This window comes from Shewanella sp. S23-S33 (assembly GCF_043359565.1).
In the GTDB taxonomy this organism is placed as follows: Bacteria; Pseudomonadota; Gammaproteobacteria; order Enterobacterales; family Shewanellaceae; genus Shewanella; species Shewanella oncorhynchi.
On record NZ_JBHFFD010000052.1, the window covers coordinates 174187 to 192709 of the forward strand.

The following is an 18523-nucleotide window of genomic DNA, read 5'->3' on the forward strand; positions in this document are numbered from 1 at the left end:
GAACTATGAACATGAATAACAGCACAAACAACACTAAAAAGATCATCCATAACCTGCAAATGATTATCGAGCAACGCAGTGCCAGCGCCATGGCTGAATTAGCCGAAAAACGCCACCCTGCCGATATTGCAGCCGTATTTAACGTCTTTAATCAAGCTCAACAAGTCCTATTATTGCAACTGGCCTCACCTAAGGTTTGCGCCAATTTGTTTCGCTATCTGACCGATGAATTGCAAGCCAGCTTAGTACAGCAATTAGATAAAACCACGCTTTCTGCACTGCTGGTTCACATGGCAGCAGATGAACGTGCCGACCTCTATAATCTGCTCGATGAAACCCAGCAAGCGGCCATTTTACCTGCGCTAGCATTGGCCAAACGGGAAGATATGCGCACCCTCGCCGCCTATGATAAAGCTAAAGTCGGCGCGGTCATGACCTCGGATTACACATTACTGAATAGCCGCCATACTGCGGCAGAAGCAATTGATACTCTACGTACTGAAGCGGCAGATAAAGAAACGATTTATCAAACCTATGTGGTGGATATGTTAGGCCGCTTAATAGGAACTGTATCTTTAAGGCAGTTATTGCTGGCGCAACCGCACGAGCGAGTGGTCGACTTTATGAAACCCGATCCTGTCGCGCTCGATGCCAATGCCTTTCGCGAAGAAGCGGTGCAGATGATCGCCCATTACGACTTAATGGCGCTGCCAGTAGTCAATGGCAAAGGTCAGCTCGTCGGTATCGTCACCTATGATGATGCTATGGATATCGCCAGCTCACAGGCGGATCTTGAGTTCACAAAAACCGCGGCCATCGGCAATATTGACCATAACCTCAAGACTGCCAGCATAGGCTTACTTTACCGTAAGCGCGTGGTTTGGCTGGTAATCTTGGTTTTTGGTAATATTTTCTCGGGAGCGGGGATCGCCTTCTTCGAAGACACCATTGCCAGTTATGTCTCTTTAGTCTTCTTCCTGCCGCTGCTGATCGATAGCGGCGGTAATGCGGGATCACAATCGGCGACCTTAATGGTACGTGGCTTAGCCACAGGGGAAGTGGTTCTCAAGGATTGGTTATCTATGCTAGGGCGCGAGTTATTTGTCGCCGGATTATTAGGAGCCAGCATGGCGGCGGCAGTGTCCTTGCTCGGATTTTGGCGCGGCGGACCTGAAATCGCGCTGGTTGTGGCACTCACAATGCAAATTGTGGTGATTATTGGCAGCTTGATTGGTATGTCTCTGCCTTTCTTACTGAGCAAGTTAAAGATGGACCCTGCAGCCGCTAGTGCGCCACTCATCACCTCCATCGCCGATATCATAGGTGTACTCGTGTATTTCAGCATAGCCACTGTGGTGCTCGACTTACCTATGCCATAGGCCTAAGGCCTAAGACCTCAAAGTGAACCAAGCTAAGTTAACCTTAGCGTGGTTCACTTATCATTCGATAGTACTAACCCATTTATGACAACGCATAAAAGCTTCAATAACCTTAAAAAAATTAAGAATAAAGCTTAAAGATCAGTTAATATTTCCATACCTAAATCGTTTTACTTTTTATTAACATTGCAGTATTTACCGCTGAGCCCAGTCACAGTAAGTCGATAAGCAATAGTGATAGTCCTAGCGACTTGAGAGGTTTTATATGTGGTTTAATTCCCAGCTCAAAGCTGAAAACCAGGCGCTTAAAGAGCGACTCATCCAACTAGAACGCCAACACCAAAATGAAATAGATGAACTGCGTGGCATGATCCGTGAAAATGAGACTATGCAGCAACAGTCGCGCCAAAATGCAGACCACTACACTGAAGTGATCGCCTGCCAAAACCTAGGCGGAGATATGCTTAATGCCGTGCGCGAAGGCTTAGCCAGCAGTGCCGAATTACTCTCTGCGGAACAAGAATCACTGTCTGAACTCAATCACGTTTTTGATCAAACCCGTGTGGCCATTGCCAATTTAGGCACTAGAGCGACTTATATTAATGATCAAGCATCGAACAGCATGAAAGCTGTCACAGAACTCGATGCTACGACCTCTTCAATCAATCAATTTGTCGCGGCAATTCAAGGAATTTCAGAACAAACAAACTTGCTGGCATTGAATGCCGCCATTGAAGCCGCCCGTGCAGGCGAAGCGGGACGGGGGTTTGCCGTGGTGGCCGATGAAGTGCGCCAGCTTGCAAGCAAAGCCCATGAAGCCAGTAGCCATATTGAAAAACTCGTGAAACAAATCGTCGCGCAAGCGGCTGAGATTAAAGAAATTGTTCATAATAATCAAAGTAGTGCCGTTGATGTAGCCACCTCCTCAACCCAAATTGGTCAAGTCGTTGAAGATGTCCTGCAACGCTCAAAACAAATGCAGCACGTTATCCATAACGCAGCCACAGCGTCATTCTTGAATACCACTAAGCTCGATCACGCAGTCTGGAAAAGTAGTGTTTATCAATTAATTGAAAAACCACAGCATAACCACAATGTGAACTCACACACTGAGTGCCGCCTAGGGCAATGGTATTTCAAAGGATTTGGTGCCGAGAATTATCAGCATTTAAGTAATTTCAAAGCATTAGATGCACCACATAAAGCGGTACACGAGGCAGGAAAAGCGGCGCTCAATGCGAGACAAAAAGGTAATTTGCCTGAGATGGTCAAACAACTGCACTCAATGGAAGACGCCAGTATGCGTGTTGTGCATTGCATTGATAACCTTATGCGAGATGTATATCGAGCGTGATATATAGGCACAGAAAGATAAGCTATCACCCATAAATAAGCCTACCTAAGAGCGCCATACTCGCGCTCTTTTTTTATCGTTCAAAACGGTATAGTAAATTTAATCTTAGAAAATGAACCCCTAGCTATACTTGATTTAAGCACAGCCTTCATCTTTAATCGTTTCAAGAGCAAGCAGTGAGACTCAATTATAACATTCTAATTTTTAGGGTTATTAATGAAATTAGTCACAAGTTTATTGTTATCACTCACCCTTAGCAGCGCAGTTTCTCTTCGCGCGCAGCCGCTCAACATCTATACCGAAGAATGGTCACCAATCAGCTTTTCTGTCAATGGCAAACCCGATGGTTTAGCTGTACAGGTAGTACAAGAAATTCAAAAGCGCATAAAGAACCCAGACCCAATCAAGGTCGTACCTTGGGCCCGCGGCTGGAAAATGCTGACCGAGCAACCTAATACTGTGTTGTTTACTATGACGCGCACAGCAGAAAGGGAGCAAATGTTTACTATGATTGGGCCTGTTGCTGTCGGCACGACTAATTTTTATGCCTTAAAAAATAGCGGTATAAAAATAACCACTATAGATGATGCAAAGACAGCTAAGGCAATTGGTGTCTATCGTGCCTCGGTGGAAGAACGCCTATTGCTCGAACTGGGATTTACGAATGTTGCGGCCTCATCCGAGCCCTTATTGAGTGCCAAACAATTGATGAAGCAACGTGTCGATCTTTGGTGTAATGCCAATCTCACCGCGCCGAGTATTCTGTCGGATGCAGGCGCGAGCATTGATGATGTAGAGTCACTCTTCACGATTAGTGCTAATCATCTTTACATTGCCTTCTCACAAGGCACGCCCAATGATGTGATCGAACAGTGGAAAAACAGCCTAGAAGCGATAAAAGCAGATGGCACCTTCGCAACGATTTACCGTACTTGGCTCCCCAACGATGCGCCGCCCATGCAAACCGAACGTATCGGGTTTAGCAACTAAACCCATTGATCTAAATTCTACGTGCTAAGTGATGAGTGCTGAATGCTGAGTTTTATGACTCTTAAGAAAGCACTTAGAAAGGACACTCACAAACCCAGTCAATACGCTCACCCGTGATAGGATGATTAAACGCTAAGCAGGTCGCATGCAGCATTAATCTGCTGCTCGTCGTATTAGTGATATCAGCTTCATCTGCATCAGTCTTATCAGTCACGCACTCACCCACGCCGCCGTAGAGATCGCACCCTAAAATTGAGTGGCCCAATTGCTGACTGTGGATCCGCAGCTGATGAGTACGACCAGAAACAGGGATAAATTCGACCCGCGTGGCGAAAGGATCGGTTAATCGTTCCAGCACCTGATATTCACTGATCGCAACTTTGCCTGTGCTATGGCAAATCTTTTGTAGTGGAAAATGGTCACTATCTTTAGCGATCGGCAGATTAATCACTCCGCTGTCAGCGGCTAAATGCCCGTGGAGCAAGGCGGTATAACGCTTTTCAACCGTGCGCGCCTGAAACTGCTTTGTCAGCAAACCATTCACGCTTTTATTCAGCGCCACCAGCATGATGCCCGAAGTGCCAAAATCGAGTCTGTGCAGCAAAGTGGCCGTCGGGAAATCCTGCACTAAACGATAATGCACTGAGTCGAGATTCAGCGGATTCTTCCCCGACAGACTCAATAATCCGCTCGGCTTATCAATCAGTAGAATATCGTTATCTTGATAGAGTACGCGTATTTGCCCGAGGCAAGGCGGCGCAATAAAAGTATCAGCTTTGGCAAGGCTATTGACTGGCGCAGGCATAGTTTTCTCAGGCAATCTAAGTAGAAGATAAAATGAACGAAGCGCTCAAAATGGACGAAATAATAAGGCCGCATAACCTAAGTTATGCGGCCCTCTAATTAACGGCATTAACGCTGTGGCTTATTTAGCCAGTACGCGCAGATGCAGTTCTTGTACTGAAGTCACGTTAGTACGATCATCGGCGGCATGGGCCATACAAGTGGCGAATGCAGCATTCATGGTCGTCGTGTAGTTAACTTTGTAACGCAGTGCACCGCGGCGCAATTGACGAGAATCTTCAATCGCTTGGCGACCTTCGGTAGTGTTCACGATATAAGTGTATTCACCATTCTTGATGCGATCGAGAATGTGTGGACGCCCTTCGTGTACCTTGTTCACTAAACGTGGGTTGATACCCGCTTCGCCTAGGATAACCGCAGTACCATGAGTCGCATCGATTTGATAACCGAGCTCAATTAACTTAGCCGCTAAATCGGCAACGCGTTTCTTATCGCTGTTACGCACAGACAATAATGCACGGCCCGACTTAGGCACCTCAGAAGTGGCCCCTAACTGCGCCTTAGCATAGGCTTCGGCGAACGTATCGCCCACGCCCATGACTTCACCGGTAGAGCGCATTTCTGGGCCTAACAGTGGGTCAACACCTGGGAACTTATTAAAGGGCAACACCACTTCTTTCACTGAGTAGAAAGGTGGGATCACTTCTTTAGTGAAGTTTTGCGACGTTAAGCTTTGACCTGCCATCACACGCGCGGCAATCTTAGCTAAAGGCACACCGGTCGCTTTGGACACGAATGGCACAGTACGGGCAGCACGTGGGTTAACTTCAATCATATAGATTTCGTTATCTTTCACGGCGAACTGTACGTTCATCAGACCGACAACACCGAGTTCCATCGCCAACTTGCCGACTTGAACGCGCATGCGATCTTGGATTTCTTGGCTTAGCGTGTATGGCGGCAGCGAACAACCTGAGTCACCAGAGTGAACACCCGCTTGTTCGATATGCTCCATAATCGCGCCAATCACCACGATTTCGCCGTCACATACTGCATCAATATCCACTTCAATCGCATCATCTAAGAAGCGATCGAGCAGTACTGGCGACGCGTTCGATACGCTCACGGCTTCGTTGAAGTAACGCAGCAAATCTTGCTTATCATAGACGATTTCCATCGCGCGGCCGCCCAGTACATAGGATGGGCGCACAACTAACGGATAACCGATACGCTCAGCGGCAATCACAGCACCTTCAACCGTAGTCACGGTATCGTTTTCAGGCTGCTTCATCTCTAAGCGTTGAATCGCTTGCTGGAAACGCTCACGGTCTTCAGCGCGGTCGATGGCATCTGGGCTAGTACCAATCACAGGTACGCCAGCGGCTTCTAAGGCACGGGCCAATTTCAATGGCGTTTGACCACCGTACTGCACGATAACGCCCTTTGGCTTCTCGATACGGACAATTTCTAATACGTCTTCCAGTGTGACTGGTTCGAAGTACAAACGGTCTGAAGTGTCGTAGTCAGTTGAAACGGTTTCAGGGTTACAGTTCACCATGATGGTTTCATAACCGTCTTCACGTAGCGCTAACGCCGCGTGCACACAGCAATAATCGAACTCAATACCTTGACCAATACGGTTTGGCCCGCCACCTAACACCATGATTTTGTCACGGGTCGATGGGTTAGCTTCACATTCTTCTTCATACGTTGAGTACATGTAAGCTGTGTCTGTCGCAAACTCTGCCGCACAGGTATCCACACGCTTATAGACTGGGTGCAGGTCGAACTTATCACGCAGCTTACGCACTTCGGCTTCGTTCACGCCTAATACATCGGCCAGACGCGCATCGGCAAAGCCTTTACGTTTCAGCTTACGCAGTAAGTCGATATCCAGACCCGCCAGACCCGCTTCAGCGACAACACCTTCGAGCTGAACCAGCTCTTCGATTTGCACGAGGAACCAAGGGTCGATATTGGTCAGTTTAAAGATTTCATCTAAGCTCAGCCCCGCACGCATCGCATCAGCTATGTACCAAATACGGTCGCAACCAGGCTCTTTCAGCTCGTGGCGAATACGCGACATCGCCTCAGGTTTAGACATGTCTGTGACAGGATCGAGACCGTTACGGCTAACTTCTAAACCACGTAAGGCTTTTTGCAGTGACTCTTGGAAAGTACGGCCAATCGCCATCACTTCACCCACAGACTTCATCTGTGTAGTTAAGCGGTCATTCGCGCCGGCAAACTTTTCAAAGTTAAAGCGTGGCACTTTAGTCACAACGTAATCGATAGCAGGCTCGAATGATGCTGGCGTGCGACCGCCAGTGATGTCGTTCATCAGCTCATCAAGGGTGAAACCAACCGCTAACTTAGCGGCGATTTTCGCAATCGGGAAACCCGTTGCCTTTGATGCTAATGCTGAAGAGCGCGATACCCGTGGGTTCATCTCGATGATAACCATACGGCCATCTTTCGGGTTGATGCCAAACTGTACGTTCGAACCGCCTGTCTCAACACCAATCTCACGCAGTACGGCCATAGAGGCGTTACGCATGATTTGGTATTCTTTATCAGTCAGGGTTTGCGCGGGTGCAACTGTAATAGAGTCGCCCGTGTGCACGCCCATAGGATCGAAGTTTTCGATGGCGCAGACGATAATGCAGTTATCGTTGCGGTCACGGACCACTTCCATCTCGTATTCTTTCCAACCGATCAGTGATTCGTCGATCAGCAGTTCACTCGTTGGCGATAACTCTAAGCCCTGTGAACAGATCTCTTCGAACTCTTCCCTGTTGTAAGCGATACCGCCACCCGAGCCACCCATAGTAAAGGATGGGCGGATAATACAAGGGAAACCCACTTGATCAAGTACGCCATAAGCTTCGTCCATATTGTGGGCAATGCCCGCGCGCGGACAATCAAGACCAATACTTTTCATCGCTTTATCAAAGCGGCTACGGTCTTCAGCTTTATCGATAGCATCGGCAGTCGCGCCAATCATCTCGACGTTAAATTCTTTCAGTACGCCTTTGGCTTCAAGTTCTAATGCGCAGTTCAGTGCGGTTTGGCCGCCCATGGTTGGCAGAATCGCATCTGGGCGTTCTTTAGCAATAATGTTACGGACCACTTCCCAGTGAATCGGCTCGATATAAGTGGCATCGGCCATTTCTGGATCAGTCATAATGGTGGCAGGGTTAGAGTTCACCAGAATGACACGGTAGCCTTCTTCACGCAGCGCTTTACACGCTTGTGCGCCAGAATAGTCAAATTCACATGCCTGACCAATCACGATTGGGCCGGCGCCTAGGATAAGAATACTCTTTATATCTGTACGTTTTGGCATTGCTTCTCTCTTCTCCTAGCTAGCGTACTACTTGGCGTTCTGACGGTATATGTCGATTAGCTCGATAAAGTGATCGAACAGCGGGGCGGCATCGTTCGGGCCAGGGCTCGCTTCAGGGTGACCTTGGAAGCTGAACGCGGGCTTGTCCGTGAGATGGATACCTTGGAGTGAACCATCAAACAGCGACTTATGCGTCACCTTAATGTTGGCGGGTAAGGTCGTTTCATCGGCAGCAAAACCGTGGTTTTGGCTGGTGATCATCACGTTACCTTTCTCGATATTGCTCACTGGGTGGTTTGCACCGTGGTGACCAAACTTCATCTTCAAGGTTTTTGCACCTGAGGCCAGCGCGAGTAGCTGATGACCTAAACAGATACCGAAAATCGGCGTGTCGGTTTTCAGAATTTGTTGAATCGCTTCAATCGCGTAATCGCATGGCTCTGGATCGCCAGGGCCGTTCGAAAGGAACACACCATCGGGATTCATCGCTAACACGTCGGCAGCTGAAGTTTTAGCAGGCACTACGGTGACGTCACAACCGCGGTCCACTAACATGCGCAGAATGTTTTGCTTAACGCCGTAGTCGTAGGCTACTACTTTGTATTTAAGCTCATTTGCTGGCGTATCTTCTGGTAAGCCGCCCACTAAACGCCAGCTACCTTTACGCCATGGATAGGCAGTTTTAGTCGTGACTTCTTTAGCGAGATCCATGCCTTTTAAACCGGGGAAAGCTTTGGCAGCGGCGAGCGCTTTTGCTTCGTCTAAGTCTGCACCTGCCATAATACAACCGGCTTGAGCACCTTTTTCACGGAGAATACGAGTTAACTTGCGGGTATCGATATCTGCTATGCCAACGACATTGTTCGCTTTGAGATAATCACTTAAGCTTTGTTGATTACGGAAACTACTTGCGATGAGCGGAAGATCACGAATGATAAGACCACAAGCGTGAACCCCATCGGATTCAATATCTTCATCATTGGTACCAGTGTTGCCTATGTGTGGGTAGGTTAATGTTACAATCTGGCGTGAGTAGGATGGATCAGTTAAAATTTCTTGGTATCCTGTCATGGAAGTGTTAAAAACAACTTCACCAACAGAGAGACCATCGGCACCAATTGCTGTGCCAGAGAATACAGTTCCATCTTCGAGTACGAGTAAGGCAGACTTTGTCAACGCGACCTCCATAAAGAGCCAAGCCACTGAAATATAATGTTTTTATGTTATGTTAAGATACCAATTTCCGCTAATTTACGAAATTTTGACAAATTCCAGCGAGTTTACAGTAAAAACGCGAAACCGTCCACCCACTGGTAACTGGGTGCAAAAAAAAACGCCATATCGGCGTTTTTAATATTAATGCAAACCTAAAACCTGCTGCATATCATACAAGCCCGGCTTTTGCTCCACGAGCCAGTGAGCGGCACGCATAGCACCATTAGCAAAGGTCATACGACTCGAAGCTTTATGGGTGATCTCTAAACGCTCACCGATATCGGCAAACATAGCCGTATGTTCACCAACGAGATCACCGGCACGAATAGTCGCAAAACCGATAGTTTCACGGTCACGTTCACCCGTGATCCCTTCGCGGCCATATACGGCACATTTCTCAAGATCGCGACCTAAAGTCTTAGCAATCACTTCACCCATTTTCAGGGCTGTGCCCGACGGCGCATCTTTTTTGTGTCTGTGGTGACCTTCGATAATTTCGATATCCGTGTAATCACCCATGACTTCGGCAGCCAGTTCGAGTAATTTCCACATCAAATTGACACCCACAGACATATTTGGCGCCATCACGACCGGCGTTTGCTCGGCAAAGGCATTGATCTGTTCTTTTTGAGCATGATTGAAACCGGTTGTGCCGATCACCATGGCTTTCTTATGGCGCACACACCAATCTAAATGGACAATACTGGCGTCTGGCGCAGTGAAATCGATCAACACATCAAAATCATCGGTCGCATAATCGAGCGAATCCATGATCATGACGTTTAATTTACCCACACCAGCTAACTCACCCGCATCCACACCCACTAAACTTGAGCCTGCACGCTCAATGGCGGCACCCAGTAAAATATGGTCGTGATTGTAGGCCGCTTCAATAAGAGTGCGTCCCATACGACCACCGGCACCGACAATTGCCACTCTCACTTGTCCACTCATTTCAATCTCCTCAATCTTTCTTTGTATTCCATAAGAAAACGCCTAAGACAGGCTTAGGCGTTTTTTCAATATTAGATGATATCTAATAATTCAACTTCGAATACCAAAGTTGAATAAGGAGGAATCGATGCCCCCGCGCCGCGCTCACCGTAAGCTAAGTGATGTGGCACAAATAATTTCAACTTAGTGCCTACTGGCATCAGTTGCAGTGCTTCAGTCCAGCCAGCGATAACGCCAGAAACTGGGAACTCAGCAGGTTGACCACGAACTACAGAGCTGTCGAACACATCACCATTGATGAAAGAACCATGGTAGTGAGTACGAACAGTATCTTCGTAAGTTGGAGTAGCACCGTCACCTTGGACTAATACTTCGAACTGCAGACCAGAGTCAGTCACAGTCACGCCATCACGCTTAGCATTTTCAGCTAAGAAGGCATCGCCTTCAGCAGACGCAGCAGCAGCAGCTTGCTCTTGAGCAGCTTGAATACGACCGCTAATTTCAGTGAAAGCAACTTGCAGATCTTGCATAGACACAGCACTTTCTAAACCGGCAAACGCATCGGCTAAACCCGCTTGAACGGCTGGAATATCCACACCATCAAAAGAATTGGCAGCCAGTTGCTCACCCATTTGACGGCCTACACCGTAGCTTGCTTGCTGTTCAACAGTACTGAATTTATCAGACATAATTAACGACTCTCAATTATCAGTGGAATTTTGCGCGCCAGTTTACCATAGTTCAGCGAGCTATGCTGATAAACTGACTGCTTATTTAACTAAGGAGGCTTTTTTACACACTTATTGCGTATTTATCCAAAAGCATAAATAGGTTAAGGACACGTATCTCTCCACAAACGACAGCGAACACTCACCAAACGGGCACTTAGATCTTAAATAGACTTCAGCTTATTTCGGCGCCACACATTGATTCTTCACCTGCGCTTTAGCACTGGCATAAAGTGGCTGCATCTGTGCCTGCAATTGTTGTAGCTGAGCGATACGATTACTGTTCGATGGATGGGTCGATAATAATTCCGGCCCTTGGCTACCGCCCACCTTCGACATATTCTGCCATAACTCAACACTCTGAGCCGGATTGAAACCCGCTCGAGCCATTAGCTCTACGCCCATGATATCGGCTTCGCTCTCTTGGGCGCGGCCAAAGGGCAGAATAACCCCTACCTGAGCACCGAGTCCCAATGCCGACATATATAAGTCGCGATTCGACACACCACTCGCCCCTAGCGCTGCATCGGCAATCTGCATTCCAACGCCCGTTAACTGTCCACGGGAAACCTGCTCGTTACCATGTTGCGCCAACACATGCGCGACTTCGTGACCGAGCACAGTAGCAAGCTGATCTGGCCCCTTAGCGACCTTAAGCAATCCGGTATAAACCCCAATATGCCCACCCGGCAGAGCAAAAGCGTTAACTTGTTCAGAGTCAAACAAAACCACATCCCAGCGCTGGGTTTGGTCCGGCAGCACTGCGGTAATACGATTAGCGACACAATTGACGTATTGTGTCAGCTTTTTATCACTACTCACTTTTTGCTGTTTTTTCATTTCCTCGAAGGAGGAATCGCCCATCTGCTGCATTTGCGCCGCTGAATACAACAAGGTCTGCCCTCGCCCCGTTGGCGATTGCGTGGTCGCACAGGCCGATAATCCGAGCGCGACCGCCATACCCACTAAGCCTAAACGCATTGATTTCATGTGGCACTCCTTAAATCCCATGACGGGCGTGAAGATCTTTGAGCCAACAGGGGCTCAACTAATAGAAAGATTTTACTGAGATAGACAAGATAAGCCAAATAGAGAAACACTGGCGGCGCGCGTTAGCGATACGTTGCACCTAAAAGGAATTAATACTCCTCCTTTAACAAGGCATAGACGAACTCATCGCCCCACGCGCCTTTAAAGAAGATGTTTTTCACATAATGGGCTTCGCGCCTAAAGCGGAGTTTTTCGAGTAAGCGACAGCAGGCAAGATTTTGTGCATCGGTGATGGCAATAACTCTATGCTGATGCAATTCAATAAAGAGGTAATCCAGCAATGCGCTGACGGCCTCAAAAGCAACACGTTTACCTTGATGTTCAGGCGCAATCGTAAAGCCAATTTCCACCTGCTGCTCATCAATAAAGTGCAGCGCCAGATCGCCAACTAATTGGGTCGGTCTTGTTCCTAACGTGACAGTGACAATTGCAAGCTGAAACCAAGTATCAACCGCACCAAATTGTGCATAATCCATCTTCTCGAACAACGCGAGTGCATCGCTATAGCTGTAATCCGTCCAGCTTTGATATTTGGCGACCTTAGGGTCGGCTCGATAGGCGGTAAAAGCCTCAAGATCCGCTCGCTGGAATGGCCTAAGTACAAAGTGCTCGGTCGTCAAACCGTTATTCACCACTTTATGAAGTGCTTTGCTTAACGCCAATGTCGATCCCATGACTTAGCTCCTTAATGTAAATAAGTCACTAAGTTACACCCAGAGCGAAAGTGATAACAGCGGCCAATGCGCTTTATTCTGTTATCTGTTTAGTGATTGTGGCACGCCAAACTTGAACGCTATGAATAGCTTCAAGCTCAGCGCTTACCTTTAAACTCTTTGGCGCTGTGCTTATTGATGCTACGGCGATTCGCCTGTTTATCCCGTGGTGGTCGCTTACGCTCAACTTTTCCCTCAGTGGCGCCATCAGTGATTTTTTCACTCGGCTTATCCGTTACCGGAAAGTCAGCCAATAATGCCAGCGGTAACTCCCGCGCAGTTAAACTGCGGATCGCCGTTAAAGTTGCCATTTCACCGTGGCACACGAGGGAAATCGCCAGCCCTTTTTCGCCAGCGCGCGCGGTGCGGCCAATGCGGTGCACGTACACAGGCGCACTCATGGGCAAATCCAAATTGATGACCACAGGCAAGGCATCAACATGAATGCCGCGCGCCATCAAATCTGTCGCCACTAATATTTGGATCCGATTGGCTTTAAAGTCGGCCAAGGTTTGGCTGCGAACGGTTTGCTCTTTTTCACCGTGCAGCGCGGCGACTTTCATCCCCGCTTTGGCGAGTCGTTTAGCGACGGCATCGGCATCATCACGGGCGCTGATAAACACCAACACCTGCGGCCATTGATATTGTTTTAACAGCGCAATCAATGCCTGTGCTTTGCTACCCTTGTTGACTAAATAGAGTTGTTCTTCGATTTCACCAGCCACTGAATTCACCTTGTGAGCTTCGACCCGTAGCGGCTTATTCACCAGCAGTTTGCCCGCCAATGTATCCAAAGTCTCGGGCAGCGTAGCGGAAAACAACAAGGTTTGCTTAAGCTTAGGCATAAATGCCATCAGCTTTTGCACATCAGGCCAAAACCCCATTTCCAACAAGCGGTCAGCCTCATCCAGTACAAGATGTTTTATCGAATCGAGGCTGATGTGGGACTGTTTGCATAAGTCCAGTAAACGTCCTGGGGTTGCCACTAAAACCTGCGGCTTGGCTGCAAGTTCGGCTAATTGGTCTTCCAGCGCGACCCCGCCACACAGAAGCTGAATGTTCAACGAAGTCGATAACTGACTTGCCACTGTTTGCAGCGCCTCAGTCACTTGCAGCGCTAATTCCCGTGTAGGCACCAGCACTAACGCCAGTGCATTTGGGGGCTGTACAGACTTAGTGCCCTGCAACTGTGTTTGCTGTTGCAACAAAATTTGTTGTAGGAGTGGCAAACCAAAGGCTAAGGTTTTTCCGCTACCGGTTTGTGCTAAGGCTAACAAATCCCGTCCTGCAAGAATGGCCGGAATCGCCAATTGCTGCACCTTTGTCGGATGTTTAAGACTTGCAGGCAAGGCCTTAAGTAACGCCGAATTTAAGCCAAGCTCAGCAAAAGTTAACGACTCAGGGGAAGAAGAAAGCTCGGGAAAGGACATCACAGCACCGGATCAAAACATGGGAGCGAAAGTTTACTGAGAGTTGCCTTTGAATACCAATGTTGTTTCGGCTTTTACCCAAGCCTTGGTACAGTTTGCAACGGTACTCATTACAACGGTACGGTTTGCAACGATACAGTTACGGCATTTGCGTTACGCTGCTAAGAAAGTCTAAATTTTAAACTTCGTTTGAATTTCTAAACCAAAGGTCAAATCAATAGCCGACCTAAAGAGAATCAACTGCAATCTCCTCTTGGATCTCCCCTGCCGACAAGGTTCATGTCTAACGGCCAGTTCGCAGCAATAGGTGAATTACTGTCGCTTCGGTGTTCGTGGTTTATCTAAAAAGAGACTCCAGCTGCATCTTTCTTATGTGCGCAAAGTTAACGCAGGTGATGGGATGGTAGATTTTAATCCCACAGCTTTCGTGAGCGCTTATGGTAGAATCCCGCCCAATCAGCTTTATGAATGTGCAACACAACTCATTTGTTTAACTGAACGTAGTGGAACACTACCGTGATTAATTAAATGAGGAGAACAGATTATGAGTAAGTTAAATGCCGAAGAACGTAAAGCCCGCGATAACGCCCGTTTTTCACAACGTGTCGATGAACGCCGCACAAAAGGTGAAGACGTGGTCGCCTACGTACTGGGCAACAAGCTCGCGTTTAAGTTTCTGACTAAACCAGAGAGACACGAATTTAAACAAAGAGAAGCCGCACTTGAAGAAGAAGCCAAGCTTAAAAAGCAACAAGCGTTTCAACTGAAAACCGAGCAAGAGTTAGAGAAAGCCGAAGCCGCATTTACTGTTCCAGAAGAGTAAAAACTCTTAGGTTTCCAAACTTCGTTTGGATTTTCAAATCAAAATCCACATCAACGTCGTGGGGCTTCACCCCACACCCGACCAAGGAGGACTGCTCGTCCTATCCTCCTTGGATGCTCCCTTAACGAACAACCTCCATGTCTAACTGCCAGTTCGCCATCCCTGGCTCTCGTTCGAAACGCTGCTACGCAGCACTCACCCTAGCGAAGTTACATGCATGAGTTACCTGTCTCATACTCCAACAAAAATCGCCTAACGGCTCAGATGACACATCCATGTGCCCCGAGCCTGCGCCATCATCCATGATGTCGCCACGGCATTTTTATCTCCGTACGTTGAAAGAGCTCAACCGATTCAAAATGTTGCTTTATATACTCTTATGCTGGATAAACCATATGAAAGGACTTATAAAGCTCATATCTTATATCACTAGTTAAGTTCAAAAGTCGTTGATACTCTTGAATTGTTGAAAAGTCCGACATTGTTAAACTATCACGTAGTTCTATATGTTTAGCTTCTGTTAAAGTAATTCCACGCTTTTCAAGATATTCCACTTTTGATCTAAAAAATTTTGCTTTTGCTAAGATTTGTGCGCTAAAGACCTGTCTAATAAGCAAATATTCTTCTGCATCGAGCTTTTTGTTTATGTTTTTCAAGTGTTCTTCTGAAAGTTTTTCTAATTGTTCTAAGACACCAAATGCGGACGACAGCATTGAAAATGTTTCACTTCGTTTTGATGTTCTATTTGTTCTCCAATGAAGAATAAACCAACCAATACAAGCAATTGAAAATGGAACGAAAGTACTCCCAATATTTTCGATTATCATGTAATTACTCTGGTTCTTTTGCTTCTAATATATATTTCTTTATAGCAGGTTCGTGTAACTCATCGTCACTCACTACAACTAGAGCACTTAGTAAACGAGATTGACTTATATAGCCTTTTTCTATTGCACCACCAAAAGCTTCTGACAAGAATGATGAACCTATTCCAACTAGCACACCACTTAAGTCGATGATTAACTTATCGTCTTCACCTAGCTTATCTAATTCTGGTTTTAATATTTCATCTCTAAATTTTTCTCCAGTAAAGTCGCCATCTCTTGGACTGATACGACCAAAAGGAAAAGGAGAAAACCTAGTCGCTACGTCAATTTTTAGTTCCATCACATTGATACTCATCATAGATTAATCTGCCATTCGACTATAGTGCCAAAGAATGGGAGGAGTCCCTGTTCGACCTTTATTCTCCCATCTTTCAATTTAATGTACGATACATCATTTGATCCAACAAGTAGGATTGATCCTTCTCTTATTTGTGCAGCATCCTCGATATCTTTAGTGCCTTTTCCTCTCTTGGGGTCACCTGTACGAGTGACTCCATATCGCATTGCACGAAAAATATGTTCTGTCGGAGTTTCCTCATTTTCTCTTTCTAGCGAAGATAAGATACCTTGACCTAAGTCATAAATGATAAATACCATTTTTTTTGCATCAGCAGACTCTTTTACAAAGCAAGCTTGCCACCACCGCCTGCCAATACCTTCTAAGGGAAACTCCTCATGATCATATGCGTGATTTATTACATTTAGCATCGCTTCACTGACCCCTTTTGTAAATATCTTTACTTCGGGGGTGTCCAGATTTATGCCATGTGAAGTCAATAATCTATATACTGCTTCGGTTGCTTCATTAGGGTTACTGTTTGACTGAAAGAGTTGGTTTTCACGGACAAGATTTTGAAGTTTGGAATGCTCAATCAGCAAAGCACTTTCCCAACCTGATCTCTGGAATAAAGAGCGTATAGGAGAATCCAAAGGCGGAAGAAATACTTTTACAATACTGTCAACGCCAGTGACTAGCTTGGCTCTAGTCACCTCAGCAAATAGCATAACCATTGCTGCCGCTGTTACGCCTGGGCAATTCCTTAAATCAATGTGAACAGGAATCCTCTCCCCTACAGCAAAACCGCTAATATTTTTCATAACATTCAGCGTGTAATCTCTGTCTCTACTTTGATAGATACATAGTTTAGAATTAATCCTTAAACTAATGTAATCTTCGTTCTTGCGAATTTTAAGCTCTTTATCAAGCCGTCTACGGAATTTGGATAACCTATCAGCCATTGTAGATTAGTCTCACTAGAGTATTACTCTTACTTAATCCATATCATACTAACTCGAAAAAACAGTTATAACAATAACTTATAAATTAATTAATTTTTTAGAACAAAATCCAAGACAACTAAAATTTACGATCACATCGAAGTTACGTACGGCGAATGAAAATCTGCAATCTTACGGATTATCAAATATACGAAGGACTTAATAGGAATTAAGCACTGTCATGGAAGTGACCGTTGGCGGCATGGATGCCGTCGTCGAGCCCTCAGGGACGAGTTCATGGCGAGTCACTGGAATGACAGTGCTTAATCAGTTACTGCACACTACTCCTCAAAATCTGAGCATTCAATCGAACATAAAAAAGCCCCGCTAGTGCTAAACACTGCGGGGCTTTATTCATCTATCGCGCTACTAATATCATTAGCAGCGAAACCAAGTTAGCTATTCAGATCTTGAAAGAACTTTTTCACGCCATCGAAAAAGCCCTCAGCCTTTGGGCTGTGTTTTTTCGACTCACCAGTTAAGGTGGCTTCAAATTCGCGTAACAGTTCTTTTTGACGATCGTTTAAGTTAACTGGGGTTTCCATAACCACTTTGCAGAGCAAGTCGCCTACCGCATGGCTGCGAACCGACTTGACGCCTTTGCCACGTAAACGGAACATACGGCCCGTTTGCGTTTCGGCTGGGATCTTCAGGCTGACTTTACCATCCAGTGTTGGCACTTCAATCTCACCGCCTAGGGCCGCTTTACTGAAGGATATCGGCACTTCGCAGTAAAGGTTATTGCCATCACGGACGAAAATCGCATGCTCACGCACACTGACCTGAACGTATAAATCCCCTGGAGGCGCGCCAAACTCACCCGCTTCGCCTTCACCCGCTAAACGAATACGGTCGCCCGTATCAACGCCGGCGGGGATTTTAACCGATAAGGTTTTGCTCTTTTCAACACGGCCATCGCCATGACACTTAGTGCAAGGATCTTTGATGATCTTGCCGCGGCCATGACAGGTTGGACAAGGCTGTTGCACCGCAAAGAAACCTTGGCGCATTTGGACTTGGCCTTGACCATGACAGGTGCCACAAGTGGTTGCAGAGGTGCCTTTTTTAGCGCCGCTGCCTTCACATAGATCGCAAGTCGCCAGTGTTGGGATACGCAGTTCTTTGGTTAAGCCTTTAACGGCTTCTTCCAGTGATAACTCTAGGTTGTAACGTAAATCTGAGCCGCGGGCCGCTTTGCGTTGACCGCCACCACGACGTCCACCGCCGAAAATATCGCCAAAGACATCACCGAAAATATCACCGAAATCGCCTTGACCACCACCGTAACCACCGCCACCGCGATTAGGATCCACACCCGCATGACCAAATTGGTCGTAGGCCGCTTTTTTGTCGGCGTCGGTTAGGATCTCGTAGGCTTCTTTAATTTCTTTAAAGTTAGCTTCTGCGGTTTTGTCGCCTGGGTTGCGATCTGGGTGAAATTTCATGGCCAGACGTTTGTAGGCCTTTTTAATTTCACGTTCGCTGGTGTCACGACTGACACCTAATACTTCGTAATAATCTCGCTTTGACATAATCTCATGCTTCTCAGCTGGTGTTGAACAAACGGGCGTT

The 18523-nt window shown here is 46.8% G+C and carries 17 protein-coding genes; 5 read left to right on the forward strand and 12 right to left on the reverse strand.

Going from position 1 to position 18523, the window contains the following annotated elements:
* The first annotated feature begins 5 nt into the window (after positions 1–5).
* The 3 genes from mgtE (at position 6) to ACHA99_RS14385 (ending at position 3723) form a co-directional block, all read left to right on the forward strand.
* Positions 6–1379, forward strand: coding sequence for a magnesium transporter (mgtE, locus tag ACHA99_RS14375; protein WP_105251666.1), 1374 nt, complete (start codon positions 6–8; stop codon positions 1377–1379).
* Positions 1380–1644: 265 nt separating this feature from the next.
* Entirely contained in the window at positions 1645–2733 is a 1089-nt protein-coding gene (locus ACHA99_RS14380; RefSeq protein ID WP_263140021.1) for a methyl-accepting chemotaxis protein, read from the forward strand.
* Between the two features lie 216 nt (positions 2734–2949).
* On the forward strand, positions 2950–3723 hold the full coding sequence (locus ACHA99_RS14385; protein ID WP_393943414.1) for a substrate-binding periplasmic protein: 774 nt from the start codon (positions 2950–2952) through the stop codon (positions 3721–3723).
* A gap of 73 nt (positions 3724–3796) precedes the next feature.
* On the opposite strand, the gene ACHA99_RS14390 is transcribed toward ACHA99_RS14385, so the two are convergent.
* From ACHA99_RS14390 to ACHA99_RS14425, 8 genes are all read right to left on the reverse strand, one after another.
* Positions 3797–4528 carry an RluA family pseudouridine synthase gene (locus ACHA99_RS14390; protein ID WP_393943416.1) on the reverse strand — a complete coding sequence of 244 codons (732 nt, stop codon included), beginning with the start codon at positions 4526–4528 and terminating at the stop codon, positions 3797–3799.
* Between the two features lie 120 nt (positions 4529–4648).
* Positions 4649–7873 (reverse strand): carbamoyl-phosphate synthase large subunit, encoded by a 3225-nt coding sequence (gene carB, locus ACHA99_RS14395; RefSeq protein WP_105251663.1) that lies wholly within the window; start codon positions 7871–7873, stop codon positions 4649–4651.
* A gap of 27 nt (positions 7874–7900) precedes the next feature.
* On the reverse strand, positions 7901–9061 hold the full coding sequence (carA, locus tag ACHA99_RS14400) for a glutamine-hydrolyzing carbamoyl-phosphate synthase small subunit (RefSeq protein WP_263186845.1): 1161 nt from the start codon (positions 9059–9061) through the stop codon (positions 7901–7903).
* Positions 9062–9229: 168 nt separating this feature from the next.
* The gene (dapB, locus tag ACHA99_RS14405) at positions 9230–10042 is read right to left on the reverse strand and encodes a 4-hydroxy-tetrahydrodipicolinate reductase (protein ID WP_105251661.1); all 813 of its coding nucleotides are present in this window, start codon (positions 10040–10042) and stop codon (positions 9230–9232) included.
* A gap of 71 nt (positions 10043–10113) precedes the next feature.
* Positions 10114–10731: an FKBP-type peptidyl-prolyl cis-trans isomerase gene (locus ACHA99_RS14410; RefSeq protein WP_006083907.1), complete on the reverse strand. Its 618-nt coding sequence runs from the start codon at positions 10729–10731 to the stop codon at positions 10114–10116.
* A 219-nt stretch (positions 10732–10950) separates the two neighbouring features.
* Entirely contained in the window at positions 10951–11760 is an 810-nt protein-coding gene (locus ACHA99_RS14415) for a M48 family metallopeptidase (RefSeq protein ID WP_028759303.1), read from the reverse strand.
* Positions 11761–11909: 149 nt separating this feature from the next.
* The gene (locus ACHA99_RS14420; RefSeq protein ID WP_393943419.1) at positions 11910–12494 is read right to left on the reverse strand and encodes a GNAT family N-acetyltransferase; all 585 of its coding nucleotides are present in this window, start codon (positions 12492–12494) and stop codon (positions 11910–11912) included.
* Between the two features lie 137 nt (positions 12495–12631).
* Positions 12632–13963, reverse strand: a complete 1332-nt coding sequence (locus tag ACHA99_RS14425; protein WP_393943421.1) for a DEAD/DEAH box helicase — start codon at positions 13961–13963, stop codon at positions 12632–12634.
* Positions 13964–14507: 544 nt separating this feature from the next.
* On the opposite strand from ACHA99_RS14425, the gene ACHA99_RS14430 reads away from it, so the two are divergent.
* Positions 14508–14786, forward strand: coding sequence for a hypothetical protein (locus tag ACHA99_RS14430; RefSeq protein WP_006082790.1), 279 nt, complete (start codon positions 14508–14510; stop codon positions 14784–14786).
* 377 nt (positions 14787–15163) lie between these two features.
* On the opposite strand, the gene ACHA99_RS14435 is transcribed toward ACHA99_RS14430, so the two are convergent.
* From ACHA99_RS14435 to ACHA99_RS14445, 3 genes are read right to left on the reverse strand one after another with little or no spacing between them, the layout of a single operon-like run.
* On the reverse strand, positions 15164–15613 hold the full coding sequence (locus tag ACHA99_RS14435; protein WP_393943423.1) for a hypothetical protein: 450 nt from the start codon (positions 15611–15613) through the stop codon (positions 15164–15166).
* A 4-nt stretch (positions 15614–15617) separates the two neighbouring features.
* Positions 15618–15971: an STAS-like domain-containing protein gene (locus ACHA99_RS14440; protein WP_393943425.1), complete on the reverse strand. Its 354-nt coding sequence runs from the start codon at positions 15969–15971 to the stop codon at positions 15618–15620.
* The gene (locus ACHA99_RS14445; RefSeq protein ID WP_393943427.1) at positions 15968–16912 is read right to left on the reverse strand and encodes a hypothetical protein; all 945 of its coding nucleotides are present in this window, start codon (positions 16910–16912) and stop codon (positions 15968–15970) included. Before ACHA99_RS14445 ends, ACHA99_RS14440 begins: the two co-directional genes overlap by 4 nt.
* 220 nt (positions 16913–17132) lie before the next feature.
* Here ACHA99_RS14445 and ACHA99_RS14450 point away from each other — a divergent pair, with 220 nt between their 5' ends.
* The gene (locus tag ACHA99_RS14450; protein ID WP_393943429.1) at positions 17133–17282 is read left to right on the forward strand and encodes a hypothetical protein; all 150 of its coding nucleotides are present in this window, start codon (positions 17133–17135) and stop codon (positions 17280–17282) included.
* A 64-nt stretch (positions 17283–17346) separates the two neighbouring features.
* On the opposite strand, the gene dnaJ is transcribed toward ACHA99_RS14450, so the two are convergent.
* The gene (gene dnaJ, locus ACHA99_RS14455) at positions 17347–18483 is read right to left on the reverse strand and encodes a molecular chaperone DnaJ (RefSeq protein ID WP_393943430.1); all 1137 of its coding nucleotides are present in this window, start codon (positions 18481–18483) and stop codon (positions 17347–17349) included.
* Positions 18484–18523: the final 40 nt, after the last annotated feature.